Consider the following 25,942-nt stretch of genomic DNA (forward strand, 5'->3'; position numbering starts at 1 on the left):
CATGGCAAAAGCAATTGAATTTGACGTAACTGCACGTGACCGCCTTAAAAAAGGTGTGGACACCCTCGCAGAAGCAGTAAAGGTTACCCTCGGCCCCAAAGGCCGTAACGTTGTTATCGAAAAATCCTGGGGCGCTCCCACCATCACCAAAGACGGTGTGACTGTTGCCAAGGAAATCGACCTTGAAGACAAGTTCGAAAACATGGGCGCACAGATGGTTAAGGAAGTTGCTTCCAAAACCAACGACATCGCAGGTGACGGTACCACCACTGCTACCGTTCTGGCTCAGTCCATCTTCGCAGAAGGTGTAAAGCTCGTTGCTGCAGGCCGTAACCCCATGTCCATCAAACGCGGTATCGACTCCGCTGTTGAAGCTATCGTTGAAGAGCTCGGCAAACTTGCCAAGCCCACCCGCGACAAAGCTGAAATCGCTCAGGTCGGCACCATCTCTGCTAACAGCGACTCCACCATTGGTGAAATCCTCGCTGAAGCCATGGACAAAGTAGGTAAGGAAGGCGTTATCACCGTTGAGGAAGCCAAATCCATGAAAACCGAACTGGACGTTGTTGAAGGCATGCAGTTCGACCGCGGTTACCTCTCCCCCTACTTCGCAACCGACACCGACAAAATGGTTTGCGAATTCGAAGATCCCATGATTCTTCTCGTTGAGAAAAAAGTTTCCAACATGAAAGATCTGCTCCCCATCCTCGAGCAGGTTCTGAAAATGTCCCGTCCCCTGCTCATCGTAGCAGAAGACGTGGACGGCGAAGCTCTGGCAACTCTCGTAGTTAACAGACTGCGCGCCAACCTCAATGTTTGCGCTATCAAGGCTCCCGGCTTCGGTGACCGCCGCAAGGAAATGCTCAAAGACCTCGCAACCCTCACCGGTGCGACTGTTGTTTCCGAAGACATCGGCCTCTCCCTCGACGCTATGACCGTTGAAGGTCTGGGTACTGCAAAGCGTGTACGCGTAGACAAAGAAAACACCGTTATCGTAGACGGCGCAGGCAACGTTGAAGAAATCAAAGCCCGCGTTAAGCAGATCGAAGCTCAGATCAATGATTCTTCCTCTGACTACGACCGTGAAAAACTTCAGGAACGCCTTGCCAAGCTCGTTGGCGGTGTTGCAGTAATCAAAGTTGGTGCTGCTACCGAAGTTGAAATGAAAGAAAAGAAAGCTCGCGTTGAAGATGCTCTGAACGCTACCCGCGCAGCTGTCGAAGAAGGCATCGTAGCTGGTGGCGGTACCGCCCTCGTACGTTGCGCTAAAGTCCTCGACGACCTCAAAGCAGGCAACGACGACGAACTGGCAGGTATCAACATCATCCGCCGTGCTGCTCAGCAGCCCCTGCGCATGATCTCTGCTAACGCAGGTTTCGAAGGTTCCGTAGTTGTAGAAAAAGTTGCCGCTGGTAAAGACGGTTTCGGTTTCAACGCAGGTACCGGTGTATACGAAGACCTTATCAAGGCCGGTGTTATCGACCCCAAAAAGGTTACCCGTATCGCTCTGCAGAACGCAGCTTCCGTGTCCAGCCTCCTGCTGACCACCGAATGCGCTATCGCAGACGCAGTCGAAGACGAAGAATAGTTCTGTAGCTACAGATAAATAGGAAGGCCCGGAAGCATAATGCTTCCGGGCTTTTTTATTGCCTCCGGCGGCTTAAACCCTTTTGAAAAAGGGTTTAAGAATCCCAAATTTTTTCAATGGGTTTTCGCCACTTCGAATGATTAAAAGTAAGTTAATGTTATTGCACTGCCGATCTTTTCGACAAATCCTCATACAACGTCCAAGTCTTCAAAAACTCGGCATCAAAAGATCGCTTCTCTGTATATGTCCGTGCACTCTTTTTCATGTACTGGAGCAATTCCGGATGATCAGCAAGGCGGACAATGGCTCTGGCTAGAGCATCAGCATTTCCGGCTTCGACAATTAATCCTGTGGTATCTTCAATAAGATTCTCGCAAGGCCCTCCTGAGTCGGTGACTATTACCGGAAGCCCTGAAGCCTGAGCTTCAAGGACTACGTTGCCGAAGGTATCTGTTGCCGAAGGAAAAACAAACACATCGGAACTGGCATAGCATGCTGAAAGCTCATCACCGCCAAGATAACCGGTAAAGGTAACCGGGCACCCTTCCAGCCTTCTCTTCATTTCCTCAAGATATGGACCGTCACCGACCACAACCAGATGCAATTCCGGCCTGATAGTTGATACCGTCTTAAAAGCTTCGGTTAGGACATCAAGGTTCTTTTCCCGCGACACACGTCCCACATAAAGTAGCTTAACCGCTTCCTTTACCTTGAAACGTCCATTATAGAAGCCGTTGCGTTTTTCAGGTGTAAAGCGGTTGATATCCACCCCGCGGGGATACACCTTGATTTTGTGTGGCTTAACGCCCTTATCTGCCAGTTCATCCCCGGTAGCCTCCGAGGGGACGAAAACCGTATCCATCTGATTGTAGAACCAGATCATAAATTTCCACGCTATGTCTTCAAGTCCCGTGTCATCGGTGAAAGCCCGTACGTACTGCGGGAATGCGGTGTGGTAAGTGCCGTGAACCGGAAGCTTGAGCAGCTTGGCTACAGCCAGTCCGGCCAGCCCGACAGGACCGGGAGTAGCCAGATGCAACAGGGTGTAATTGTTTTCAAGACAATGAGCCAAGACACGCAGGAACGGAGGATATTTAAAAGATAGTTCCGGGTATTCGGGAAGATCAAATTCTCCTGCCGGGGTAAAATTTACTACCTGATCACTTGAACCATCTGAGCCGCAGGTAATTACGGTCAGCTTCTTATCATGTTTGCGGGCCACATCAAGCTGATGCTGCAGAGTCAAGGCCACACCGTTCACATCACTGAAAGTATCCGTAAAATGTGCGATCTTGGTTTCCCCCTCCAAAGGGTCCGCGTGACCGAAAGCGGATAGGCAGTCGCGAGCAAACTCTCGTTCACTGGCGAAAAGTCCGTAGGAAACAAAATACGGAGCCAACAGGGTATACAGGGAACCAGCCGCACCTATTGTGTGGAAGACATCGAACAGATTCGCACCCAAAGCACTGTTGATGATCTTATCACCCAGACCGGAAAGGACCTTGTCTGTGGCATTTCCCACAAAGCGGAACCACTCGTCCTCCAACTCTTCAGGACTATACCTGAAACCGCAGCTTATATTGCGGGCACGATCATCACTTTCAACAATTCGATTGGCCTCGCGCAACAAAGCGGCCTGCACTGAATCGGATGTCTTGAAATATTTTTTCGAACGCTGACGGTAAATGAAGCTCTGAAGCTTATCGAGGATAGACGGATTTTCCTTATCGCCGGGATCAAGAACATTGTCTATGTATCGGAAGCATTCGACAGAGCGCTTGAGTTTCGTACAATCAAAATGACTTTTATAGAACTGGTAAGCAATGCCGTATAGATTGTGCGCCATTGTATGCGGAGTAGCCGCTTTACCCTGAACCATAGCCCGTCCTTCACTTACCGCCTTAAGCATCTCCTGAGGAGTCTCAACATCTACGACCTCGGTATATACGCGGGCGATATTAATGCCGGAATGATCGTCAGACCCTCCGGTAAGCCCCTTTACCCACGGAGTCTCACCATAAGGCTCTAGGTCGTGTTTATTAGCGAGTTGGTCAATCTTTTCAGGTGTCAAGTTATCGACAATGGTGCGCAGGGCTGAATTCTGCATTTCATCACGAGTTCCGTTTAACTCAAGGGTGTTAAACAAGAGCAAGGCCTGTTCAAAATGATCGGGGGTGAGCCTTTCATTAACTGCAAAAAGAGGATGGGCCAGCACATGAACAATTCCCTGTCCGCGAAGATAGGGAACAAGATCGAAAACATTTTCACGCAGCTTTTGAAACTCGCGATGATGTTCCTCAGTGATATCATACGCCAAAACGTGCAGCTTGCAGCCGTCTTTCGGGAAATATGTGGTTATCTCTTCACTGACAAAGGCATTATCAAGGTGGGCGATTTCCAGACTGCCGTTAATGGTGTTGTGATCGGTGATAGTGACCATATTCATGGAACGGGCAAGTGCTCTATCATAAATCTTCAACGGTTCGGTAAAACTCTCCGGGCAACCCAGTTTCTGCAAAATCCACTGGGATGGACGGGTTGAATATTTTGAGTGAACATGCAGGTCCACCCTCACATTCAAGCCTTTCATGGCAATAACCTCCTAAAATTTTACGCACTGGAGCGAAAAGGCGTACAATTAATTTTCGCCTTTTCTAATAAGTGCAGGAGGACGTAACAGTCACACGGTTCGGTTACGGTTAAGAGTTTTTTCAGAGAAAACAAAAAAAGGCCGCGTTCCCTTTGGAAACGCGGCCTTTGATTCTTTATTTGACTGTCAGACTACCAGTTCAAGGTTTCCTTGAAAGCGGTAGCAAGTTCTTCGGTCTTGCAGCGAACAATACCAGCGGAACCTTCCACCAGGCCGAAGGAATTGCCGCCCACGGTCATACCGATGCGCTGGCAGATCTGGCCTGCGAAGAGTTCTTCGAACTTGGCTGCATTCTCAGGAGCCACGGTCACTGCAAAACGTGATGCGGACTCACTGTAGAGAACGGACAAGGTGGACATGCCGTACTCGGTGGGTACAGAGCGAAGATCAACTTCACAACCGATACGTCCGCCAAGGGACATCTCAGCAAGAGCAACACCCAGACCACCGTCGGAAAGGTCGTGGCAGGAACTCACCAGACGCTGACGCATAGCCTGATTAAGGGTCATGTAGCGCGCTTTAGCGGTGAGAGCTTCAACGTGAGGCACTTTGTCATGTACAAAGTTAAGCTGGGAAGCAATCTCAGAGCCGCCCATTTCGTCACGGGTCAGGCCGAGCACATAGATAAACTCACCGGGCTTCTTGAAATCGGAAGTCACGCACATATTGATGTCCGGAACAATACCGACTGCGGAGAAGAGTACTGTCGGCGGGATGGAAATCTTCACTCCGCCGCCCTTGTAGTCGTTCTTCATTGAGTCCTTACCGGAAATGCAGGGCACTCCGAAAGCACGGCAGAAGTGGGACAGAGCCTGGTTTGCACGGACAAGCTGTGCCAGCTTGTAGTGACCGTCAGGAGTGGATTCGGACTGAACCGGATCGCACCAGCAGAAGTTATCAATACCGGCCATATGAGAGATGTCACCACCGACAGCAACTGCGTTACGGATAGCTTCGTCAACTGCGTTGGCCATCATCCAGTAGGTATCGAGATCGGAGAATTTCGGGCAGATACCGTGTGATACGACCAGACCTTTGTCATCATCAAAGTCAGGACGCAGCACGCCTGCATCAGCGGGACCGTCTTCCTCTTCACCAACCAGAGGCTTGACTACACTGCGGCCCTGCACTTCATGGTCGTACTGGCGGATGACATATTCTTTACTGCAGATGTTCAGACGGCCGAGCATGTCTTTAAGCAGCTCGGTGTGGTCAGCAACTTCCGGCTCACCGGTAAATTCGATTTCAGGACGTTCCCAGACAGCTTTAAGCTGCATCTGAGGCACACCGTCATGCAGGAAGTCCATGCGCAGGCAGGCAACGGGCTTCTCGCCGTAACGGATATTGTAGAGGCCGCTGTCGGTGTAAGTACCAAGCGCGGTAGCTTCAACGTCCATTTCATCGGCAAGGGCCATGAACTCGTCCAGCTTTTCCGGCGGAACAGCGAGAGTCATACGCTCCTGAGCTTCGGAAACAAGGATCTCCCAAGGCTTGAGGCCGTCATACTTGAGCGGAGCCTTGGCGAGGTCAAGATCACAACCGCCGCTGTCCTCGGCCATTTCACCGACAGATGAAGACAGGCCGCCGGCACCGTTATCGGTGATAGCATTGTACAGGCCCATATCGCGGGCGCGCATCAGGCAGTCATACATCTTACGCTGGGTGATGGGGTCACCGATCTGGACAGCTGTTGCCGGGGAACCTTCATGGAGTTCCTCGGAAGAAAAGGTTGCACCGTGAATACCGTCTTTACCGATACGTCCACCGGTCATAACGATGATGTCACCGGGCAGTGCTTTCTTCTCGTGGCTGGGGCGACCTGCGGATTCAACAGGCATGGTGCCCACGGTTCCGCAGTAAACCAGAGGCTTACCGAGGTAGCGCTCATCGAAAACAATGGAACCGTTTACAGTGGGGATACCGGATTTGTTACCACCGTGCTCAACACCTTCGCGCACGCCTTCAAATACGCGGCGGGGATGCAGCAAGCGCGGGGGCAGTTCGCCCTCGTGGAAGGGAGAAGCAAAGCAGAATACGTCAGTGTTACAAAGCAGGTTTGCACCCAGTCCGGTACCCATGGGGTCACGGTTAACACCGACAATACCGGTCAGCGCTCCGCCGTAAGGATCCAGAGCGGAGGGACTGTTGTGGGTCTCCATTTTGACGCAGACATTGAGCTTGTCGTTAAATTTGATAACACCTGCGTTATCCTTGAACACGGACAGGCAGAAATCGTCTTCGCCCTTTTCAGCACGGATTTCCTTGGTGGTGTTCATAATGCACGTTTTGTAGAGGCTGTCTACAGTGGCGGAAACCCCGGTTTCCTTGTTTTCGTACTCAATCTTTGAGCTGAAAATTTTATGCTTGCAGTGCTCGGACCAAGTCTGGGCCAAAGCTTCGAGCTCAGCATCGGTAGGCTGAGCAGTAAGCCCCATTTCCTCGCGCTGCTTAACCACTTCAGGATCAGCATAGTAATTGCGGATGCAGTGGAATTCCTCAAGGCTGAGGGCAAGGGTGTTCTCACGGCTGAAAGCCATCATTTCGTCATCGGACATGGCAGCGAGATCAATGATTGCAACTTCATCGCTGGCCTTGCCGGTAACCCGGGCAGCCTTAGCTTCGAACCCCGGAGACTTAACCCACTCATCTGCGGAACGGATTTCGTAACGCTGAATGAGTTCGTTAGCCAGCAGGTCTTTTGCAATATGGCTGACCTGCTCGAGACCGAGATCTTCGGCAAAAAGGTACTGAGTGGAGGTGTATACTTTTACTGCCTCGACATCAGCAGAATCGGTAACCAGAATAACGGATTCCTTGGCAGTACGACCTTCGTTGTCAGTAACGCCGGGACGGAAGCCCACTTCAAGGTTCCAGGCGAAATCCTTGGCCAGCGGCTCCAACGAAGGAGTATGCAGGACCGGGTCATGCAAAACGCCCAGTTCCAGAACCTTTTCGATTTCGTCTTTCTCAAGACCTTCTACAGTATATACCTTGATAGTCCGGACTTCACCGGATTCAATACCGAGTTCTTCTTTGATCTTATTGGAAACTTTATGACCGTGGACATCACGGACATGGTCTTTAAGTGCGACCTCGACACGCCAGAGCATGGCTATCTCCTCTTAATGATTAAAATCCGGACCTACTCAGCCCAGACCAGTACATTTCCGCCCAAATCCTTGGCTTCATATGTAGCTTTGTCAACGCGGTTCAACATGCTGACGGAAGTATCTCCTTCCTTGAGCACGGTAAGCCCCCCGCTGATTGTGACCTTACCAGAAAATTTCTTCTCCACCCGGAGCCTGATTCTGTTGCCTATTTTTTCAAGAGCCTCAGCCCGGACTTCGGTGACAATCACCCCGAACTCATCCCCACCGTAACGGCAGGGAAAATCCATTCCTGAGCGAAGTTCATTGCGCAGGATTTCTCCCACTCCCTTGAGAACGTCATCTCCAACCTGATGGCCTTCGTTATCGTTAACAGCCTTAAAGCCGTCAAGATCGAAGAAAAGCAACCCTACCGGACGTCCGGTCCGCCTGCTGCGATTAATTTCGCGAGCCATCAGAGTGTTGAACTGGGTGTGGTTAAAAAGATCAGTCAGACCATCAAATATAGCCTGACGTTTGAGTTTATCCTCCAGCCTGCGAATAGCGGTAAGATCACGGGCAACAATAAGACTCTTCTCCCCTGATCCTGCCAGCTTGCTGACAACAAACTCAAAAGGCCTTCCGGCTGTATCGGTCCTTTTCAAAAGGACTTCAACTACAGTTTTATCCCGCTCAAACATATCCGGTCCCCAACGGCCGGTAAAAGTTTCGCTGGGAGTGGCAATATCAAAAATATTGCGGCCCAAAAAAATCTTTGAAAAACGAGAAGATGCATAAGTAATATTTCCGCGTCTATCCACGGTAAGCACAACATCTCGCATAGAATCAACAAGCCCTTCGAGAAAATCGCGCTGTTTGAGGGCCTGAATCTGACTCTCAGACATCTCCCTGATATCTTCCATAACCAGAGAAATCAGTTGTTCTCCGCCACGAGCCTGCTTGTAAGCGGAAACATAGAGACATGCGTCACGTGGCATTCCCCCGGTTCGAAGACTCACGCAGACAATCTTGCTAAAGGACTTTCTATTTTCATCTTCGAGAAAAGCAGGCCAGCTGGCCCCAAGTCCGGAACCAACACCGAGTTTGAAAAGATCATTGAAATTTTTAGTACCTGAAATAGAAGCACCGCCAAGCAAGCGGATCATCTCCTCGTTCATATCGATCAGGTCACCCTGAATATCCAAACTGGCTACGCCCAAAGGCAAAGTATCCAGAGTCTCTGCACGATCCTCAATGAGGTGCTGTTTGGCGCAATAATGTTCATAAGCCTGACCGATGAACCGAAAATAAAGTTTAAGGTTCTTTCTATCTTCAGACCTGATATTCTTGGAGTTGAATCGAAACCTGCCGAACAGAATTTTCCGGCTTATGATGTCTTCCCCGTCCCCCCGTTTTTGCCAGGGAATTTCTCCGGCGATACAATCCTTGGCCGCCAGTTCAAGACCGCTACCGTCATTAATACGGTAAAGTTTATATTTATCGGTATGTGGAGACTTGAGAGCCAGTTCCCAGCTGACAATATCCCAGCTCAATTTGAGATGTCTGCCTATTATCCGGGCAATGGAATCAATCCCGCCCTCAGCAGTGAGAAGTTCCAGACTCAAAAAGTAACTGGACTGTAGACTCTTTATGGAATGATTGTAGAAATTAGCATCCTCACCATCCTCAGAAATGCCTAAATTCTTGAGCATGGATTGAAATTTTGTACGGCAGACTTCCCTGAACCCTTCAATGGCTTCCTCATCCATATCAAGGGAACGCTGCAACTGAACTTCAAATTGCAGAACATTAAATGGAGCAGCGCTGCTACCCAACTCCAATTCAGCCCATCTCGTAGCCAGAATCACTGCCTGAGTCGGCAGATCAAAAGTGTCAATCTCATCGATGGCATGGTGATGCTGCAGGGAAGGACAATTTAAAGTGTCCATCTTCCAGCGGGTTAAAAGCAGCTGGCTGAGCGCTCCATGATTCATACCCCATATTTCATTCTCAGTATCAGACTGAGCGGGACCGGAGCGAGTTACCGAATCCTTTGAAATTTCTTCAGGCAATTCTCCCGGAGCTGCACAACGCAGAAAAAACAGGGAAATATCCTTCAGCAGGCAGCAAAGGTAAACTTTATCCGCTTGCTCTGGACAAATACGCGTCGCAATAAGCTGTGCAGAAATGGCCCCCCAAACGGTAAGCATCCAGTCATTATAGATTTTGTAACCATCCAGCTCCATGTGCTTACAGATATGCTTCTGATAAGTCACTGTGACTGCCAGATTAAGCAGTTCACGGGTGCCAAGCACAACAGCAGCCCTTTTGAAATCTGAAATTTCCTGGGAAAGACCGTAAAATGGGGAATTAACGAGGTTGAGAATAGTGGTAGAAAGAGCCGGGTCCATACTGATAATTTTCCCCAGTACGGCAAAGTCCGGTTCAGGCTTGCAGGCCTCCTGCATCATCTGGAGCATGACCGGAGGAAAGCTGAGTTTCATCATCAATCGTGGTGATTCAAGAATATCATCCAGACTCATAGCGACAGCTCCTCTCCTTTAGTCTCACCTATTTTTTCCGGGTCAGCACAAAATCAGCTGCCTGCTTGAGCACCTGCTTTTCCTCACCTTCGGGGAGCGGGTCCAAACACAACTTGGCTTTTTCCACATATTCCGCAGCATAGGTTCTGGTTCTGGCCCCCAGCCCGTGCTTCCTGATTTCCGCAAGCACATGGTCACGCTTTTCATCCGGCAGGGTTTGGCTCTTGATTTCAGCAAGCAACAACTCTGCTTCTTTTTCTTGTAGCATTTCAAGATAAAGAATCAAAGGTAAAGTAATCTTACCTTCTTTAAGGTCACCGCCTTCAGGCTTACCAGTATCGTCAGAAGGAGATTCATAATCGAGTGCATCATCAACAAGCTGGAAAGCAATACCCATGTTCAAGCCGAAGTTGCCGACTGCATCTTCCATTGCCCGGTCATCGGAGGCAAGAATGGCTCCCAGACGGCAAGAGGTTTCAATCAAGCGGGCAGTCTTACCGATGATGATATCCATATAGGTATCACGATCCATCAGCGGCTCTGAAATATGGGCAATTTCAAGAATCTCACCTTCAACAGTGGCCATGATGCCTGAAGCAAGCACAGAACTGATGCGGGGTTTGCCGTAATCGGCACCGATCTTATTGGCAAGAGCCAGCAAGACATCCCCGGCAAGTATAGTCTCGGTGGAACCAAAAACAAGATGCGAAGCTTCTACGCCACGGCGCAGGTCGGCATCATCTAAAATATCGTCATGAAGGAGGGTTGCGGCATGGAGGAGTTCCAAAGAACCAGCCAGAGGATAAATATCATCTTTTCCGTAGCCCAGTCCTCGGGCGGAAAGAATCGTCAGCACCGGGCGAATCCTCTTTCCCGGCGCAAGCAGCACATGTCTGGCTACATCCTTAACCAGCCCCTCAAGCTTAGAAGTTTCCTCATCGAGAAAACCATTAATGAGAGGCAGTTCATTTTTAAAATAGGCTAATAACTCAATCATCCGCGTATGAATTATCCCGGTTGCGAAAGAACAAGAACAGTTTTGGGAAATTACCTGACCAGAGCTGAGCAGACCCGCCCCAACTCGGCAAGGGCTCCGCGCAAATCCCAATCATTACTATCTCTTGATCCTACAAGGTTCGAAACAGTCCGCACCTGACATAGCCCCACCCCGACAAGGGCGCACACATACGCAGCCGCAAAACCTTCCATATTTTCTAAATCCGCTCCATATTTATCTACATATGCAGCGGCTCCCTCAGCCGTGGCGGTCACACCGCTCACGGTTAAAGACACAGCTTCGGGCAGTTTTTCAAATCGGTCAAGTCCTGATTCAAAAAGACTTTTTCCGGAACTTAGTTCCACTTCGTTCCAGACAGGCTGACCGTCAATCTCCGCAAGGCTGAATCCCAGCCCCTTAGGATCGACCTGATCACCTTTTCTCAGCCCGTATTCGGGCCAAATTTCTTTGCTTACGACGCAGGCGGAACAAAGTGGAAAACGGTCAGCGTTGAATGTTCCGGCAATTCCAGCCAGTACTACAACACCAACATCATTTCCCGCCAATGCCCGCCCGAGAGCGAAAGATGTATTTATTACTCCGATTCCGGTTACCAGCAACAGACCGGGACGATCACCGAACATGAACTCCACGGGCTTGCCCTGCTCCAAACGAGGCAGTTTGCAAACCCCGCCCAGCGCGGCTTTCATCTCCTTGGCTGTTGCCGTTGCAAAAAGAATCGGTTTCATCAACTTCAAGGGGACTAAAGTCTCCAGTGCCTGATGCCAGCGTCTTCAAGTTCCTTACGGTCAAAGAAGCACTTAACATCGATAATGAGTGCGTTTTCAGGGTTTCTGAACCAGCTCTTGATGGTATCAAGCTCAAGGTCACGATATTTATCGTGGGAAACAGCCAGAACAACAGCCTCAAGATCCTTAAATTCTTCAAAAGAAGAAGTGGTGATATTGTACTCTTCCACAGCTTCTTCAGGATCAGCGTACGCATCGTGAATAAGCACGTCCACGCCGAAAGATTTCAGTTCGTCCACTACGTCAACAACTTTGGTGTTACGCAGGTCGGGAACGTTTTCCTTAAAGGTAAGGCCGAGGACACCTACTTTGGCACCCTTTACCTTGCTGTCGCCGTTAATCATCTGTTTGATGGTAGTGTCGGCGATAAATTTACCTACGGAGTCATTGATCTTACGACCCGCAAGGATAACCTGCGGATGATGGCCGATTTCTTCAGCCTTGGTGGTCAGGTAATAGGGATCGACACCAATGCAGTGTCCACCAACCAGACCGGGACGGAAAGGCAGGAAGTTCCATTTGGTCCCTGCTGCTTCCAGAACATCGAGGGTATCGATGCCCATTTTATCGAAGATCATGGAAAGTTCATTCATAAGCGCGATATTCAGATCTCGCTGAGTATTTTCAATAACCTTGGCGGCCTCGGCAACCTTGATGCAGGAAGCACGATGAGTTCCGGCGGTGATGATGGAAGAGTATAATTTATCCAGCAGATCAGCCACTTCAGCGTCGTTACCGGCAACAACCTTGACGATGGTCTGCAGGGTGTGTTCACGATCACCGGGGTTGATACGTTCGGGAGAGTATCCTACGCCGAAATCCTTGCCGTATTTGAGGCCGGAATTTTCTTCGAGGATGGGTACGCAAATATCTTCAGTGAGTCCGGGATAAACAGTGGACTCATAAACGACAATTGAGCCGGCAGACATATTCGCGCCGACCATGGTGGAAGCACCTACAACAGGTCTCAGATCAGGATTACGGGCTTCATCAATGGGGGTGGGGACAGCGACAATAATTACGCTGCAGTCTTTAAGCAGGGATGCATCGGTGCTGAATTCAACATAGTTATGGAAATCATTTTCCAGAACTTCATTGGTGCGGTCAAAACCTTCGCTGAGTTCCTTGACGCGCTGTTCGGAAATATCAAGTCCAAGCACCTTGAATTTACGGCCAAGGGCAACTGCGAGAGGCAGGCCCACGTATCCGAGGCCGACAACCCCGATAGTTGTTTTCTTTTCTTCAATGTCTGAGAATTTAATCATAACTTATTGTCCTTTATTACTTAGATAACAAAATAAGCTCTTAAAACACTTACATAATAATTCCGGCCTGAAAATTTAACACTCTAACTTTGTTTCGTAAGGGTAGACATAATCAAGCAGCGCATATACATAACTATCATTATGCATATCGATTGGTCCTTTCTTCTGTCCGCCCTTGGCCTGGCCTTCATTATTGAGGGGATACCCTATTTTGTTTTTTCTGAGCGTATGCCCAGGATCCTTATTTCAATCATTGAGCGAGGACCGCGGCAATTACGCATTCTCGGGCTCATTGCCATGATATTCGGTTTGCTGCTCATCTCATTCGGTCAGTCACTGACCGATTTATAGCGCTATTCTTCAGATTTTTCAGCCACGTGTATATAAACAATCCCTGAAAGTAGCGGGATAAACATCACACGCCCGAAACCTGCTTCACGCAATTCCTCAGCAAGTGCACGCTCATCCGGGAAAGCCCGGATAGTATCCGCCAGATAGGAGTAGGCCCCGGAATCACCGGAAACAACCTTACCCAGCAAAGGCAGAACCTTGTTGAGGTAAAAATTATAAACACCCTTCCAGATTTTCTTGCTGCCGGAACCGAATTCCAGAATACAGAACCGCGCGCCGGGCTTAAGCGTACGCAGAACTTCTTTATAACAATCTTCGCGCGGAAGGATATTTCTGATACCGAAAGAAATAGTGGCGCCGTCCAGACAATTATCCGGCAAGGGCAAAACCCTTCCATCTGCCTGAACTGCAGCAATGCTTTCGCTGCGTCCAGCATGCTTGCCTTCCAGTTTCTTGGTCTTACCGCAGGCGAGCATCTGATGGGTAAAGTCCATGGCCAGAACTTTCACATCAGGATACTGACGCAAAAGTTCCACCGAAACATCAAGTGTTCCGGCAGCCAGATCCAGCACCAGACCTTTTTTGCTGGGACGCACCAGCTTTACTTGACGGTAACGCCAATAAATATCCTGTCCGGCACTCAAAAAATGGTTCAGGAAATCATACCATCCGGCAATCCTGCCGAACATATCCCGGACTTTCTTACCGTGTTCCTGATGGGATACCTGCGCCATCTATCGAGCATCCCCGTTGCCGTCTCTTGCATCGTCTCCGGCAAGCTTATTTTCCTGCTCCACGATGGAAGCCACTACGTCAGCGTGGATAGCGTTAAAATGCTCAGAAAAATTTGAGGGGGAAATTCTTCCAACCTCGATAAATTTAACTACGATTTCCTTAGCGACCTGCAAAGCCTGCTTCTGAATCTTATCCATGATGTATATCCTTAATTGGGCTTGAAAAACCCCGCCCGGTGGGAAATGGCCACGACCTCCACAGGTAGGGCGCCGGGCGGGTAAAAAGAAGAAAACCTGTTAAGCACCCTTCTTTTGTGAGGCTCTTTAGCATGAGACCTCCAAATAGTCGACCCGCTTGATGGCTGATTTTTGAGTATCTAAATTAAATCGGTCCGGCAGACATACGTCCGCCGGACCGATTTAAGAACATTATTTAAAAATGCTAACCTTCGAGTTCACGGGCTAAAGCCGCTATTTCTTCGCGGATAATCCGTGCAGCTTCAGCAGGAACTGCCCGCTCAAGCTTATCAGCTAGCAAATCTTCGACGGATGCTTTGAAAGATTCTTCCAGTTCGCCCTTCATATCATCAATTTTCTCAACCAGACGCGGAGCGAGATAATCTTCGATGTCTTCGGTCAACCGACTCTTAATGCGGTAAAAAGCCGGAGAATCGGGATCAAGTTCTTTTTCAAGAGACTTGCTAACAATTTCTTCCACATCAGGCAGAGCCTCAATTTTATCTTCGATTCCGGCCAGACGCGGCTCATGATCAGGAGCTTCGTCAAGGCGGGATTCAAGTGCTGCTACACGAGGTTCATGATCGGGAGTCTCATCAAGGCGTGACTCAAGAGCAGCTATGCGCGGTTCAAAATCCGGGCCTTCATCAAGCTTAGCTTCAATAGCGGAAATACGTTCCTCAGCATCAGCGCGAACTTCCCGCAACCCAAGCTGAACCTGATCGTTAACTTTGTCGCCCAGTTCCTCAGCAGCGGCAGCGGCAATAGCTACAACTGCAGCTGAATCAGGACGAAGAGCTTCACTGAGTTGCTGGCTTACAGCAGACTCAACACCACATCCTTGCATCACTTTTTCCTCAAGCAAGCGCATATTTTCCGCAAAAGCGGTCATACTTGACTCAAGGGTATCAATCTGTGAAATGCGCTCGGTGGCAGAATCCAGAGCTTCTTCCAGCACTGCGATCCGCTCAGTCGCTTCATTAAATGAAATTTCAAGAGCTTCGGCACGTTTTGCAGCAGAAGCCGCCTTTTGTTCAAGCTCCTCGATAATCGCTGCCTGCTCACCGGAATCAGCGCCAACTTCAACCTCGTCACTTTCCAATTCCGCATCAAGATCAGAAAAATCTATCTCTGCATCTTCAAGCAATTCACCGAGATCAAGGTCATCAGCATCAGCTTCTAGATCTTCGTCTGCAACCATTTCAAGATCTGCAGCAATATCAATATCCCCAGCAACAAACTCAGGATCTACAACTTCGCTTTCATCGATGGAGCTATCTTCTGCAACGGATTCTTCGACCAATGGTTCCACTACTTCAGGCTCAACAGCTTCAACTTCAGCAGCCACATCAATAACAGGTTCTTCATCCGCATCATCAAACAGTTCAAGCCCTTCTTCATGGAGCTCTACAACTTCCTCATGGTCATCGGAAAGCAAGCCTTCAATATCTTCATCAGCAAGGACATCCTCGCCAAGCTCACCGAGATCGACCTTGTCCTCAACTTCACCGAGAAGACCGTCAAGCTCATCATCTTCATCCGCACCGGCTTCTTCCAGCAGGGAATCCAAATTCTCAACTTCGGAATCTTCATCGAACAAGGAATCAATGTCTTCGACATCATCTTCGGCAATAGTTGCATCGCCGCCGAGGTTGTCAATCAGACCATCAAGACCGTCAGCATCGAGCTCACCGCCTTCAACACCGTCGGCAGCAAGGAGTTCAGCCTCACCGAGTTCAAAATCAATGTCGTCTCCAGCATCAACTTCGACTACCGGAGATTCGGAAATTTCTGTTGCTTCTTCAGCAACTTCGTCGAGATCAAGCACATCTTCTGCTTCTCCAGCGATATCATCGAGTTCGAGGAGATCATCCCCGGGCATATCTTCAACAACATCATCCAGAACAAGGGCTTCATCTTCCCCGTCCCCGACAACATCATCAAGCTCGATCAAATCATCACCGGAGGCTTCTTCAACAACGTCATCCAGAACAAGGGCTTCATCTTCCCCGTCTTCGACAATATCTTCAAGCTCGATCAAATCATCACCGGAGGCTTCTTCAACAACGTCATCCAGAACCAGAAGATCATCGTCAGCACTTTCATCGACGACATCATCCAGCACAAGAAGATCGTCTGAATCATCCATGGTCAATTCAGGCTCTTCAATATCAAGGTCCTCAGAAAAAAGGTCTTCAAGTTCCTGCTCAAAACTGACATCAACCTCTTCAGCAACATCATTAAGGTCGAGAACCTCTTCCGCGCCTTTTTTTTCCGGTGAATCCGGGGTCATAGACTACCCTCTTAAAAAAAATTTAAAAAAAGGGGGCGGGCAGCCCCCTTTCATTACACATCAAGAAAACTTATTTTTTCTTGGGGTGGCAGTCGCCGCACTTAGTGGGGCCAGCTGCCTTTTTAGCTTTCTTCATAGCCTTATGACAGCCTACACAGCTGATGTCAGACTTAGCGTGGAAAGCAGAGTAGAAAGAAGTAGGCTTCTTTTTACCTTTTTTGCTGGTGTCTGCGTGACAACCTTCAACGGAACACTTTTTAACTTCAGCTTTACCGTCCCACTTGTGGTGGCACTTGGCACAGTCGAGAGCAGCGTGTCCTTTGTGAGAAAAGTCAACCGGAGCCTTGGTCATTTTAGCTCCAGCAGGAGCTTTCAGAACCATGTCGCCGGGTGCATCAACAGCATACAGGCTGGGCAGAGCAAAAGCGCAAACCAGAGCAGCTGTTACCATGCTGATAAGCAGGGTCTTTTTCATCCTCAGTTCCTCCTTAGAATAACGTTAACCTAATTACAGTCTTCTTGTGGATTTAATTTAGATAAAAAACCATGTCAAGCATGGTAAAAAAATATACTGATTAAAATTAGCGGTATCAAATAGTTATACAGCACTTAATCAAATGTCATACTTGTTGGCATAACCGCGGGGAGTGAGCATTTTCCCCGCAACCTCACGGGTTGAAGAATTTCCAACAATCAGAACGGTTTGCATATCAACATCATTAACATCAAGGGTATCCAGAGTTACCACCCGCACCTTTTGCTCTTCACGGTAAGCCCGGTTTACGATGCCCAACGGAGTGCTCCCATCCCGATATTTTTTTAAAATTTCAACAGCTTCTCCAAGGTGCCCTGCTCTTTTTTTTGAACGCGGATTATAAATTGCAATTACAAAATCAGCGGAAGCCGCAGCTTCAAGCCTTTTTTCAATCTTTTCCCACGGGGTAAGCAGGTCGCTGAGGCTGACGGATGCAAAATCATGCATCAAAGGTGCGCCGAGCAAAGCTGCTGCTGCAGTGAAAGCGGGGATCCCCGGTACTACTTCAAAATCAACCTTATCAAACAGCTCTCCGGCTTCGAGCAGCTCCATAACCAGACCGGCCATGGCGTAAATACCCGGATCTCCGCTGCAAACCATAGCGACATTACGTCCGGCAACAGCAGCTTCCACAGCTTTACGGCAGCGCTCCACCTCAGCCATCATACCTGTCGAAATGACTTCCCGTCCTTCAAGCAATTCCGGTGCAACCAGCTTTACGTACCCGGTATAACCGACAACAACATCCGCTTCCTCAATAGTCTGTCTGGCCTGCGGGGCCAGCAAACATTCATCACCGGGACCAAGTCCGATTACTTTAATACAACCTTTACTCATTTTCTCTTTGCTATAGCTGCGGTCACCCGCGCACTCTTGGTTTTGGGAACCATAATCTGCGTAGCATTTGCCAGTTTCATCGCAGCTGCTTCGCAGACGCCGTTAACTCCCATATGTTTCATCACCATGCCCGAAGGATTGGCGACCTCAATTTCAGCTAATTCATTCGCACTGAAAAATTCTAAATCCAGTCCTAAAACCTGTGCAGCTTCGATCATCCCGGCTTCATCACTTTTAGCATCTATTGAGCCCATGCAATATATTGACTCAAGGACAATGCCATTATCCGCAACGACACTGCGAACCAGATCCAAAATTTCATCAGCAGGCACCCCACGTCGGCACCCTACCCCGAGCGTCAAACAACGTGGATAAAGGGCTAACACTCGTTCCGGCAAATCATGAGCACGCCAGTCCACGACAATACCACAACGAGACTCGAGCATTATATCAACATTATCTATCACATAAAAATATTCTTTTAAATCATCGAGGTTCAAAAAGCAGTCAGGATCATAGACCGGAACCTTTTCACCATCTAAAATAGCAGCATTAATATGCTTAATTAAACCAATATCACCAATGACCAATCCCTGATCACGGGCAATCTGGTCTACGGACGGGACTCCTGCGCAATCTGTAGCCGTGGTAATCACCGGTGTAGCCCCGATTTTATCTCCGATAAGACGTGCGAGTTCATTAGCACCGCCCAAATGACCGGAAACAAGACTGATTGCGAACTCCCCTTCCTGATCCACAACAACCACAGCCGGGTCCACATCTTTACTTTTCAATAACGGAGCAACCATACGCACCACAATTCCCGAAGCAGCAACAAAAACATGAGCCTCGTATACGGAAAACTTATCGGCAACAGTATCTTTGAAAGAAGTAAAAAGGATGTCTGTTTCTGCGGCATAGCGATCCAGCACATAACAATCGGCCCGCAAAGAAGCTGCAAGTTTACGAGCAGTTTCCGCGCCCTTGGCGGTTAAGGCATATATTGCTGTTCTCGCAGACATGTTTTCCCTCCTAGGGTACACCGTTAAATTACGCACAACTCAGAAAAAAAGAAATCCGCAATGTTTCAATCACTATTGCGGACTTTGTTGGCAGACAAATTTAATTTGAAACTGCGAAGCATAATAAAAAGTATTGAAGGGATGGGGTCTGGGGAAGGGAAACTTTTCCCAAAAGTTTCCCTTCCCCAGCCGCCGGAGGCTTCTTAGCCTTTAAAGTTTTTAACAGCTTCCAGAGTAGCTTCGTAGTCTGCTTCGCTGTGGGCGAAGGAAGTGAAAGTACACTCGAAGCTGGAAGGTGCGAGATTCACGCCATGCTCACGCATATGACGGTAGAACTTGGAATAAAGCTCAGCATCACCGGTCTTGGCGGACTCGAAATCAGTTACTTCCTGATCAGTGAAGAACAGGGTGAAGATGGATGCAATATGGTTCAGGCTGACTTTGAAACCGTTAGCTTCCAAAGCGGCTTTCATATCCTGCGCCAGTTTGAGGGTACGAGCTTCAAGAGCATCGTAATCCTGCTGCTGCAAAGAACGCAGAGTAGCAACACCGGCTGCCATGGCTACAGGGTTACCGGAAAGTGTGCCTGCCTGATAAACATCACCGCAAGGTGCAATGCGGCTCATGTATTCTTTTTTACCGCCGTAACAGCCGACAGGGAAACCGCCGCCGATAATCTTACCGAGGGTGGTTAGGTCGGGGGTAACATCAAAGCGGGGACCGACACCGCCGGAAGTCACGCGGAATCCGGTAATAACTTCGTCAAAAATCAGCAGTGCACCGTACTCATCGCAAAGTGCACGCAGCCCTTCAAGGAATCCTTCCTTGGGCAGAACGAGACCCATGTTACCTGCCACAGGCTCAACGATGATTGCAGCAATGTTCTGGCCTTCTTTTTCGAATACGCCTTTAACTGCATCGAGATCGTTGTAAGGAGCAAGCAGGGTATCTTTTACTGTTCCCTCGGGAACACCGGGAGTGCCGGGAATGGAAAAAGTGGCAAGACCGGAACCTGCGCTTGCGAGAAAGCAGTCACTGTGACCGTGGTAGCAGCCTTCAAATTTGAGGACTTTATCGCGACCGGTAACGCCACGTGCGAGCCGCAGTGCGGACATGGTTGCCTCGGTACCGGAGTTAACCATACGTACCATTTCGATGGAAGGAACCATTTTAATAATCTCTTCCGCCAGCTCAATTTCACCGGGGCAGGGAGCGCCATAACTTGCGCCCATGTCTACAGCCTTGTGTGCGGCTTCTTTGATTGCTTCATAGCCGTGGCCGAGCATCATCGGGCCCCAGCTCATTACGTAGTCGATAAGCTCCTGACCATCCACAGACCACATACGGCTGCCTTCGGCCTTTTCGATGAAAAGAGGGTCGCACCCAACGGATTTGCAGGCACGGACCGGGCTGTTAACACCGCCGGGGAGCAGTTCCTGCGCTTTATTAAAAAGTTCAGATGATGAAGTCATATTAGAATCCTTTTGATGCGCTTTGCGCTTTTGATAAAAAGATTTCGCCTCCGGCGGCTTAAAGCCTTTTATTCGGCTTCACTGCGAAGAGGCTTTTTAAAAATTATTTTTCTTCAAAGTAGACCATTGAGGTCTTTTTCAGTTCTTTGAGACTGCGCAGGATGCAGTGATCGGTAATTCCGGTCTGCTCCATAAGTTCTGCTACAACGTTTTTACAATCATCCGGGCCTTTGCCGTGGATCATTGTGTAGAGGTTGTACGGCCAGTCTTCGTAAGTGAGGCGCAGGTAGCAGTGACTGATCTCAGGACGTGCGGCCATGAATTCGCCGACTTTTTCCGGTTCCTGATCTTCAGTAACACGCCATGCGACCATGGCATTTGCGCCATATCCGGCCTTCTGGTGACGGAGAGTTGCTCCGAAACGGCGGATGATCTTGTCATCCTTAAGACGACTTAAAAGGTCCAGCACTTCCTGTTCGGAACAGCCTACCTGCTCGGCAATGTCTGCGTAAGGAGTTGCACTCCAAGAAAGGTTGGTTCCCGCCAGCGCCAGAATATTATGCTCAAGTTCAGTAAATTTTTTTGCCATATCCCATCCTTGGTCTTTTCTTTGGTCAGCCCTTGATACCCGTATATTGTTTCATCCTCAAGTGCTGAGACCGAAATATTTCTTTTGTCAGCTCCACCAATAGAAGCCGTTTTATTTTTTGACTTAAGTCATAGATTAAAAATCAGAGATATGAGATATTAGCTGTGTGCAATCTTTTTATTTTCAATCAAGGAGGTATGGCAGATCTAATTTAATTAGTGGAATGAGGATATTAGAGATAACTCCTAACAGCATGGAGGTGACTGAACAATGCCGGTAAACCCTAAAAAGAAAGGGGAAGGCGGATTCAGTCGCAGATGGCGTTGGGGAGTTGTATCGGGACTCTTGATTGCAGTGGTTATGGTTTTAACATCAGGTTATATGGTCGATGTCACAAACACGGACGTCTTCTGCCAAACCTGCCATGCCATGAAACCTTTCCGGGCCTCCTGGCAAAAATCCGTGCATGGGGGGCAGAACCCGCAGGGCTTCGCAGCACAATGCGTAGACTGCCATCTGCCGCACGGAAACTTTGTGGAATACATGGCTACAAAAGCCTACACCGGAACCCACGACATAATCATGAATCTCATCATCGACCCAGCCGAGCACGACTGGGCCGCCAATGCAGAGAAGAACCGGCTCAAATTTACATATGATAATGCCTGCAGGCACTGCCATATCAAACTTGAGCCAGTCGGTGTCAAACCGGGTGCTCTTCTCGCCCACCGGGCTTATCTCTACGGACAGACCGACAAAAAATGCGCAAGTTGTCACCCGCATGTCGGTCATAAAGACATGATTGAAATGGCTAACAAGTTCTTTAAAAAGGACTTATGATTCCAACTGGGGGTAATCATGTTGAAACAGATGGTTAAAGTTATGACGATTGCAATGGCAATCGTGATGTCTGCAGCAGTATGTTTTGCCGCAGACGCACCTTTCCCTAACCTCGCACCGAAAGAACTGGTTGTGAAAAGGGGATTTTCCCAAGAAGCTACTAGCTGCATTGAGTGTCACGCTAAAAAGACACCCGGAATCGTTGAAAACTGGAAAATGGGCAAAATGGCGCACGCCACCGTTTCCTGTTACGACTGCCACGTTGTGGAGAAAAGCTCACCAATGGCGAGCCAGTGTGAAGGCATTAAGGGATCAAACATTTACATTTCACCTATGGTGTCATCAAAAACTTGCTCCCGCTGCCACCCGCAAGAAGTTGACCAGTTCCTTAAGAGTGGTCATGCAAAGCTTGCAGGTGCTCCGGTCATCGACAACAAAAACTTCCAAAAACTGATGTACTACTATGAAGGTGGCATCTTCATGGGTGTGAAGGAAGGCTCATTACCGAGTATTTCTTCCCGCGCATCCGGTTGTCAGGTTTGTCACGGTACCAAGGTTGAACTCGGTCCGGACAACAAGCCTATCAACCTTACCTGGCCCGGTGGCGTAGGGACCCGTTATCCCGATGGTTCCATCGGAACCTGTACTGTCTGCCACACCAGACACCAGTTCTCCATCGAAGAAGCACGCAAGCCCGCAGCTTGTGGTGCCTGTCACCTCGGTCCCGACCATCCGCAGAAAGAGATTTACGAAGAATCCAAACATGGTCAGTTCTTTGAGGCTCACGGCGAAGAATGGAAATGGGACAGTGCTCCCGACACATGGCAGCCCGGTGACTATGAAGCACCTACCTGTGCTGTCTGCCACATGTCCGGTATTGGCGAACTCAATACCACCCACAACGTCAACGAACGTCTGAAGTGGGATCTCATGCATAAGAAGAGCGTTATCCGCAGTGGTGAACGCGGCGATGGCGAAAAGGGCGATAAGCTCATGCGTAAAGTCTGCGCCAACTGCCACGGCAAAACCCACACCGACGCTCAGCGCAAAGTTCTTGACGGCGCTGTAGAGCTCTACAATGCATACTGGGACGGCGCTGTGAAGATGAAGAAGGAACTTGCTGACAAGGGCCTCCTGATCAAGGACGATCCTTGGAACGATGGATTCCAGGAACTGGAATACTATCTCTGGCACCATGCAGGTCGTCGTGCACGTCACGGTACCGCAATGAATGGTCCTGACTATTCACACTGGCACGGTTTCTTCCAGGTCTTCCAGATTTATAAGGACATGGAAAAACTCTACGAATACCGTATTAAGAACAATAAGATCGAGGAACTGTCTCATGTGATGAGTACCGGTCCTATCTAAGCCGATTTGATTGTAATAAGAATGCACGCTGCCCCCGGACATAAGTTCGGGGGCTTTTTCTTATTTCAGTGCCTGTCCGCAGCTTTTAAAAGTAATAAAAAAAATGTATACAGCGCTCAGCCGATCATCAAAATATTACCTATTTAAGAGGATGCCGCCCATGTCGTTTACCATATGGATATCTTTTATTGCTGTTTCCATCATCTTTAGCATTTCACCGGGGGCTGGAGCAGTTGTATCCATGAGTACTTCAATGAAGTATGGAACAAATAAAACTTTATGCATGGTAGCCGGACTTCAGCTTGCACTACTTATCCACTTGATCTGCGTGGCTGCGGGCCTTGGGGCACTACTTGCTTCCTCCGTCTTCTTTTTTGAAGCTCTAAAATATGCCGGAGCCGGCTACCTAGTATGGCTGGGTATAAAAAAATGGCGAGAACAGGCTGTACTGCCACAGGAGAACGACTTAATCCATGAAACTTCAGCTGCTTCCCTTTTTAAAACCGGAACGATGATTAATCTGAGCAACCCTAAATCAATTATCTTTCTTGCTGCCTTTCTTCCGCAGTTCATCGACCCGACAGCCCCAGCCTTGATGCAATATCTAGTATTAGGTGCTACAACTCTTTTGGTCGACACTCTTGTCATGATCGGATACATGTGCGTAGCCGGAACCGCCCGCAATTTCTTCACCACCCCTAAAAGAGTTCTCGTACAAAACCGTATCTTCGGGACTCTCTTTATGGGTGCCGGACTAGCTCTTGCTACGGCTAAAAAGACATCATAACAAGAGGGGAAAAATGCCCTTCCATAAACATTGTCTACTGATTAATTAGGACAACTCACTCACCATTTGAGCCAACATCTTATCTGCCGCTTCAAGCACGTCTTTGATCTCCTGCGGTGTGGCACTATCTATATGAATTCCGCAAGCTACTGCGACAGTGCAATTAAAAGTTGTCGCCAGCGCATATGAAATTTTCCGGGCCAACTCATCCTCTTTATGTCCACAAACGGTCAGAAGGGAAACAGAGCTGTCGACTTTCGCAGGATCACTCAATCCGGCATGCGGGACAGCCAAGGCAACAGCACCTATATGCGGTTCATCTCCGCCGTAAAAGCTTACATTGAAATCTTTGCCCATCCGCTCGATGGTCATGATTAAGGTAAAGCGGGCAGTTGTTTTTTCAATTCGGATCATAAGACTGTCCTTTTCTAAAAATTCCTAAAACAACATAAGGATATACGTCTGCCCCTATCCACGCAATTTTTCTTTTTCATTATCGATAAACCCCTTTCATTTTTGAACAGGTTGCCAAATTTTCCTGTGGGAGGTAACTTAAAATCGATTTTAAATTCACGCTGATTACAACTGCCAAGGAGATAATAGATGAAAATAGCAGTAATCGGAGCAGGAGCATGGGGAACCACCCTTGCAAATACTCTGGCCAAGAAAGGACATAACACTCACCTCTGGGTCCGCGAACAAGAGCTTTGTGATGAAATAAGCAACACCGGGTATAACTCCGTATTTCTTCCTGATTTCAAACTTTCCCCGGACCTCAAATGCAGCAGTGATCCTCAGCAGATTATGGAGGGCGCAGATTACTTCCTTCTTGTGGTACCAAGCCAATTCCTGCGCAGTGCTCTTGCGGATATGAAGCAGTACTTTCCGCAGAATCCTGCAGTTATCTGCGCCAGCAAAGGTATTGAGTTGAACACCGGAGCACCCATGTCACAGGTGGTATATGAATCATTGGAAGGTTTAAATCCAAGATTTGCCCACCTATCAGGCCCCACCTTTGCTTATGAGCTGAGTGCTGAACTTCCGACATCAATCGTGCTCGGCTGCGAAGACGAGAAACTGGCCGCAGAGGTGCAGGATATTTTCTCTACCCCGTATTTGCGTATCTATACCAACCCGGACTACCGGGGAGTAGAACTGGGCGGTGCCATTAAAAATATCATGGCGATTGCCGCAGGTATGGCAGACGGATTGAAATTCGGGCATAACACACGTGCAGCCCTGATCACCCGTGGGATTGCTGAAATGAGCAGACTGGGTGAAGCCATGGGCGCGCAAGCTTCCACATTCATGGGGCTTTCCGGCATGGGCGACCTTGTACTTACCTGTACCGGTGACCTTTCCCGTAACAGACAGGTCGGTTTAAAGCTCGGCCAGGGAATGAAACTGAGTGAAATCCTGAAAATGCGCATGGTGGCCGAGGGAGTAAAAACAACCGAATCAGTTTACTTTCTCGCAAAAAAACTGGGCGTAGAGCTGCCGATAACCGAACAGGTTTACAAAATTCTATATGAAGACAAAGATCCCGCCACTGCTGTTTGCGATCTGATGAACCGCGATCTCAAGGCGGAATAACTTAAGGAGTTTCGAATGAAAAAAATTCTTTTGCTGACTGCGGCCTTGTTGATGCTCGGTGGATGCGGTTCTTGGCACAACCCAAATATTTCCGACCCGGCCAAGGAAAAGGAAATTTTCAAACGCGACCGGGAATTCTGCGAAAATCAGAATCAGCAGAATGTTCCAGTTGGAGCGCAGACAGATGACGCACCACCGGAACCGACCACTTACGAAGCCGAGTTTTCCGAGAACTATGCCTACGAAACTACATTTGAAAAATGCATGAAAAGGCGCGGCTGGATCAAAAAATAATTAAAATCCCCTTCGTAGAACTACGAAGGGGATTTTTGCTTTTGATCGG

22 protein-coding genes are annotated in these 25,942 nt (G+C 48.7%); 7 read left to right on the forward strand and 15 right to left on the reverse strand.

The window, feature by feature from the left end; translation table 11 throughout:
- Window position 1 precedes the first annotated feature (1 nt).
- Complete coding sequence (gene groL, locus ACNI23_RS18835; RefSeq protein WP_420250807.1) at window positions 2-1,588, forward strand: chaperonin GroEL; 1,587 nt, start codon at window positions 2-4, stop codon at window positions 1,586-1,588.
- A gap of 157 nt (window positions 1,589-1,745) precedes the next feature.
- Here groL and ACNI23_RS18840 read toward each other — a convergent pair whose 3' ends face one another.
- The 6 genes from ACNI23_RS18840 to ACNI23_RS18865 all read right to left on the reverse strand — a co-directional run bounded on the left by ACNI23_RS18840 (window position 1,746) and on the right by ACNI23_RS18865 (window position 12,938).
- Window positions 1,746-4,178, reverse strand: coding sequence for a glycosyltransferase (locus tag ACNI23_RS18840; protein WP_420250808.1), 2,433 nt, complete (start codon window positions 4,176-4,178; stop codon window positions 1,746-1,748).
- Between the two features lie 191 nt (window positions 4,179-4,369).
- Window positions 4,370-7,348, reverse strand: a complete 2,979-nt coding sequence (locus ACNI23_RS18845) for a phosphoribosylformylglycinamidine synthase subunit PurS (protein WP_420250809.1) — start codon at window positions 7,346-7,348, stop codon at window positions 4,370-4,372.
- A 32-nt stretch (window positions 7,349-7,380) separates the two neighbouring features.
- On the reverse strand, window positions 7,381-9,867 hold the full coding sequence (locus ACNI23_RS18850; protein WP_420250810.1) for a GGDEF domain-containing response regulator: 2,487 nt from the start codon (window positions 9,865-9,867) through the stop codon (window positions 7,381-7,383).
- Between the two features lie 28 nt (window positions 9,868-9,895).
- Window positions 9,896-10,864 carry a polyprenyl synthetase family protein gene (locus ACNI23_RS18855; RefSeq protein ID WP_420250811.1) on the reverse strand — a complete coding sequence of 323 codons (969 nt, stop codon included), beginning with the start codon at window positions 10,862-10,864 and terminating at the stop codon, window positions 9,896-9,898.
- A gap of 50 nt (window positions 10,865-10,914) precedes the next feature.
- Entirely contained in the window at window positions 10,915-11,613 is a 699-nt protein-coding gene (gene mqnB / locus ACNI23_RS18860; protein ID WP_420250864.1) for a futalosine hydrolase, read from the reverse strand.
- Window positions 11,614-11,627: 14 nt separating this feature from the next.
- Window positions 11,628-12,938 carry a nucleotide sugar dehydrogenase gene (locus tag ACNI23_RS18865; RefSeq protein WP_420250812.1) on the reverse strand — a complete coding sequence of 437 codons (1,311 nt, stop codon included), beginning with the start codon at window positions 12,936-12,938 and terminating at the stop codon, window positions 11,628-11,630.
- 141 nt (window positions 12,939-13,079) lie between these two features.
- Here ACNI23_RS18865 and ACNI23_RS18870 point away from each other — a divergent pair, with 141 nt between their 5' ends.
- Window positions 13,080-13,289 (forward strand): DUF2065 domain-containing protein, encoded by a 210-nt coding sequence (locus ACNI23_RS18870; protein ID WP_015850645.1) that lies wholly within the window; start codon window positions 13,080-13,082, stop codon window positions 13,287-13,289.
- 2 nt (window positions 13,290-13,291) lie between these two features.
- On the opposite strand, the gene ACNI23_RS18875 is transcribed toward ACNI23_RS18870, so the two are convergent.
- The 8 genes from ACNI23_RS18875 to ahbB all read right to left on the reverse strand — a co-directional run bounded on the left by ACNI23_RS18875 (window position 13,292) and on the right by ahbB (window position 21,008).
- Window positions 13,292-14,023, reverse strand: a complete 732-nt coding sequence (locus ACNI23_RS18875; RefSeq protein ID WP_420250813.1) for a ubiquinone/menaquinone biosynthesis methyltransferase — start codon at window positions 14,021-14,023, stop codon at window positions 13,292-13,294.
- On the reverse strand, window positions 14,024-14,221 hold the full coding sequence (locus tag ACNI23_RS18880; RefSeq protein WP_420250814.1) for a hypothetical protein: 198 nt from the start codon (window positions 14,219-14,221) through the stop codon (window positions 14,024-14,026).
- Between the two features lie 244 nt (window positions 14,222-14,465).
- Window positions 14,466-16,553, reverse strand: coding sequence for a midas domain-containing protein (locus ACNI23_RS18885; protein ID WP_420250815.1), 2,088 nt, complete (start codon window positions 16,551-16,553; stop codon window positions 14,466-14,468).
- Between the two features lie 70 nt (window positions 16,554-16,623).
- On the reverse strand, window positions 16,624-17,028 hold the full coding sequence (locus ACNI23_RS18890; RefSeq protein WP_420250816.1) for a cytochrome c3 family protein: 405 nt from the start codon (window positions 17,026-17,028) through the stop codon (window positions 16,624-16,626).
- Window positions 17,029-17,166: 138 nt separating this feature from the next.
- The gene (gene cobJ, locus ACNI23_RS18895) at window positions 17,167-17,925 is read right to left on the reverse strand and encodes a precorrin-3B C(17)-methyltransferase (protein ID WP_420250817.1); all 759 of its coding nucleotides are present in this window, start codon (window positions 17,923-17,925) and stop codon (window positions 17,167-17,169) included.
- Window positions 17,922-18,947 carry a cobalt-precorrin 5A hydrolase gene (locus ACNI23_RS18900; protein ID WP_420250818.1) on the reverse strand — a complete coding sequence of 342 codons (1,026 nt, stop codon included), beginning with the start codon at window positions 18,945-18,947 and terminating at the stop codon, window positions 17,922-17,924. Before ACNI23_RS18900 ends, cobJ begins: the two co-directional genes overlap by 4 nt.
- A gap of 203 nt (window positions 18,948-19,150) precedes the next feature.
- Entirely contained in the window at window positions 19,151-20,419 is a 1,269-nt protein-coding gene (gene hemL, locus ACNI23_RS18905) for a glutamate-1-semialdehyde 2,1-aminomutase (RefSeq protein WP_420250819.1), read from the reverse strand.
- Between the two features lie 103 nt (window positions 20,420-20,522).
- Window positions 20,523-21,008: a siroheme decarboxylase subunit beta gene (gene ahbB, locus ACNI23_RS18910; RefSeq protein WP_420250820.1), complete on the reverse strand. Its 486-nt coding sequence runs from the start codon at window positions 21,006-21,008 to the stop codon at window positions 20,523-20,525.
- Between the two features lie 270 nt (window positions 21,009-21,278).
- On the opposite strand from ahbB, the gene ACNI23_RS18915 reads away from it, so the two are divergent.
- The 3 genes from ACNI23_RS18915 to rhtB all read left to right on the forward strand — a co-directional run bounded on the left by ACNI23_RS18915 (window position 21,279) and on the right by rhtB (window position 24,006).
- Entirely contained in the window at window positions 21,279-21,848 is a 570-nt protein-coding gene (locus ACNI23_RS18915) for a cytochrome c3 family protein (RefSeq protein WP_420250821.1), read from the forward strand.
- A gap of 18 nt (window positions 21,849-21,866) precedes the next feature.
- Window positions 21,867-23,219: a multiheme c-type cytochrome gene (locus ACNI23_RS18920; RefSeq protein WP_420250822.1), complete on the forward strand. Its 1,353-nt coding sequence runs from the start codon at window positions 21,867-21,869 to the stop codon at window positions 23,217-23,219.
- Window positions 23,220-23,379: 160 nt separating this feature from the next.
- Window positions 23,380-24,006 carry a homoserine/homoserine lactone efflux protein gene (gene rhtB / locus ACNI23_RS18925; protein ID WP_420250823.1) on the forward strand — a complete coding sequence of 209 codons (627 nt, stop codon included), beginning with the start codon at window positions 23,380-23,382 and terminating at the stop codon, window positions 24,004-24,006.
- Window positions 24,007-24,051: 45 nt separating this feature from the next.
- Here rhtB and lpdD read toward each other — a convergent pair whose 3' ends face one another.
- Window positions 24,052-24,420: a prenylated flavin chaperone LpdD gene (gene lpdD, locus ACNI23_RS18930; RefSeq protein ID WP_420250824.1), complete on the reverse strand. Its 369-nt coding sequence runs from the start codon at window positions 24,418-24,420 to the stop codon at window positions 24,052-24,054.
- A gap of 189 nt (window positions 24,421-24,609) precedes the next feature.
- Here lpdD and ACNI23_RS18935 point away from each other — a divergent pair, with 189 nt between their 5' ends.
- Window positions 24,610-25,599, forward strand: a complete 990-nt coding sequence (locus ACNI23_RS18935; RefSeq protein WP_420250825.1) for an NAD(P)H-dependent glycerol-3-phosphate dehydrogenase — start codon at window positions 24,610-24,612, stop codon at window positions 25,597-25,599.
- A 15-nt stretch (window positions 25,600-25,614) separates the two neighbouring features.
- Window positions 25,615-25,893, forward strand: coding sequence for a hypothetical protein (locus ACNI23_RS18940; protein WP_420250826.1), 279 nt, complete (start codon window positions 25,615-25,617; stop codon window positions 25,891-25,893).
- The last annotated feature ends 49 nt before the right edge of the window (window positions 25,894-25,942 follow it).

The organism is Maridesulfovibrio pacificus (SeqCode) (genome assembly GCF_048612815.1).
GTDB lineage: Bacteria > Desulfobacterota > Desulfovibrionia > Desulfovibrionales > Desulfovibrionaceae > Maridesulfovibrio > Maridesulfovibrio pacificus.

What these genes read in the sequence shown, in the direction of transcription:
- groL (WP_420250807.1), top strand. Translation starts at nt 2, where the DNA reads ATGGCAAAAGCAATTGAATTTGACGTAACTGCACGTGACCGCCTTAAA.
- ACNI23_RS18840 (WP_420250808.1), bottom strand. Translation starts at nt 4,178, where the DNA reads ATGAAAGGCTTGAATGTGAGGGTGGACCTGCATGTTCACTCAAAATAT.
- ACNI23_RS18845 (WP_420250809.1), bottom strand. Translation starts at nt 7,348, where the DNA reads ATGCTCTGGCGTGTCGAGGTCGCACTTAAAGACCATGTCCGTGATGTC.
- ACNI23_RS18850 (WP_420250810.1), bottom strand. Translation starts at nt 9,867, where the DNA reads ATGAGTCTGGATGATATTCTTGAATCACCACGATTGATGATGAAACTC.
- ACNI23_RS18855 (WP_420250811.1), bottom strand. Translation starts at nt 10,864, where the DNA reads ATGATTGAGTTATTAGCCTATTTTAAAAATGAACTGCCTCTCATTAAT.
- mqnB (WP_420250864.1), bottom strand. Translation starts at nt 11,613, where the DNA reads ATGAAACCGATTCTTTTTGCAACGGCAACAGCCAAGGAGATGAAAGCC.
- ACNI23_RS18865 (WP_420250812.1), bottom strand. Translation starts at nt 12,938, where the DNA reads ATGATTAAATTCTCAGACATTGAAGAAAAGAAAACAACTATCGGGGTT.
- ACNI23_RS18870 (WP_015850645.1), top strand. Translation starts at nt 13,080, where the DNA reads ATGCATATCGATTGGTCCTTTCTTCTGTCCGCCCTTGGCCTGGCCTTC.
- ACNI23_RS18875 (WP_420250813.1), bottom strand. Translation starts at nt 14,023, where the DNA reads ATGGCGCAGGTATCCCATCAGGAACACGGTAAGAAAGTCCGGGATATG.
- ACNI23_RS18880 (WP_420250814.1), bottom strand. Translation starts at nt 14,221, where the DNA reads ATGGATAAGATTCAGAAGCAGGCTTTGCAGGTCGCTAAGGAAATCGTA.
- ACNI23_RS18885 (WP_420250815.1), bottom strand. Translation starts at nt 16,553, where the DNA reads ATGACCCCGGATTCACCGGAAAAAAAAGGCGCGGAAGAGGTTCTCGAC.
- ACNI23_RS18890 (WP_420250816.1), bottom strand. Translation starts at nt 17,028, where the DNA reads ATGAAAAAGACCCTGCTTATCAGCATGGTAACAGCTGCTCTGGTTTGC.
- cobJ (WP_420250817.1), bottom strand. Translation starts at nt 17,925, where the DNA reads ATGAGTAAAGGTTGTATTAAAGTAATCGGACTTGGTCCCGGTGATGAA.
- ACNI23_RS18900 (WP_420250818.1), bottom strand. Translation starts at nt 18,947, where the DNA reads ATGTCTGCGAGAACAGCAATATATGCCTTAACCGCCAAGGGCGCGGAA.
- hemL (WP_420250819.1), bottom strand. Translation starts at nt 20,419, where the DNA reads ATGACTTCATCATCTGAACTTTTTAATAAAGCGCAGGAACTGCTCCCC.
- ahbB (WP_420250820.1), bottom strand. Translation starts at nt 21,008, where the DNA reads ATGGCAAAAAAATTTACTGAACTTGAGCATAATATTCTGGCGCTGGCG.
- ACNI23_RS18915 (WP_420250821.1), top strand. Translation starts at nt 21,279, where the DNA reads ATGCCGGTAAACCCTAAAAAGAAAGGGGAAGGCGGATTCAGTCGCAGA.
- ACNI23_RS18920 (WP_420250822.1), top strand. Translation starts at nt 21,867, where the DNA reads ATGTTGAAACAGATGGTTAAAGTTATGACGATTGCAATGGCAATCGTG.
- rhtB (WP_420250823.1), top strand. Translation starts at nt 23,380, where the DNA reads ATGTCGTTTACCATATGGATATCTTTTATTGCTGTTTCCATCATCTTT.
- lpdD (WP_420250824.1), bottom strand. Translation starts at nt 24,420, where the DNA reads ATGATCCGAATTGAAAAAACAACTGCCCGCTTTACCTTAATCATGACC.
- ACNI23_RS18935 (WP_420250825.1), top strand. Translation starts at nt 24,610, where the DNA reads ATGAAAATAGCAGTAATCGGAGCAGGAGCATGGGGAACCACCCTTGCA.
- ACNI23_RS18940 (WP_420250826.1), top strand. Translation starts at nt 25,615, where the DNA reads ATGAAAAAAATTCTTTTGCTGACTGCGGCCTTGTTGATGCTCGGTGGA.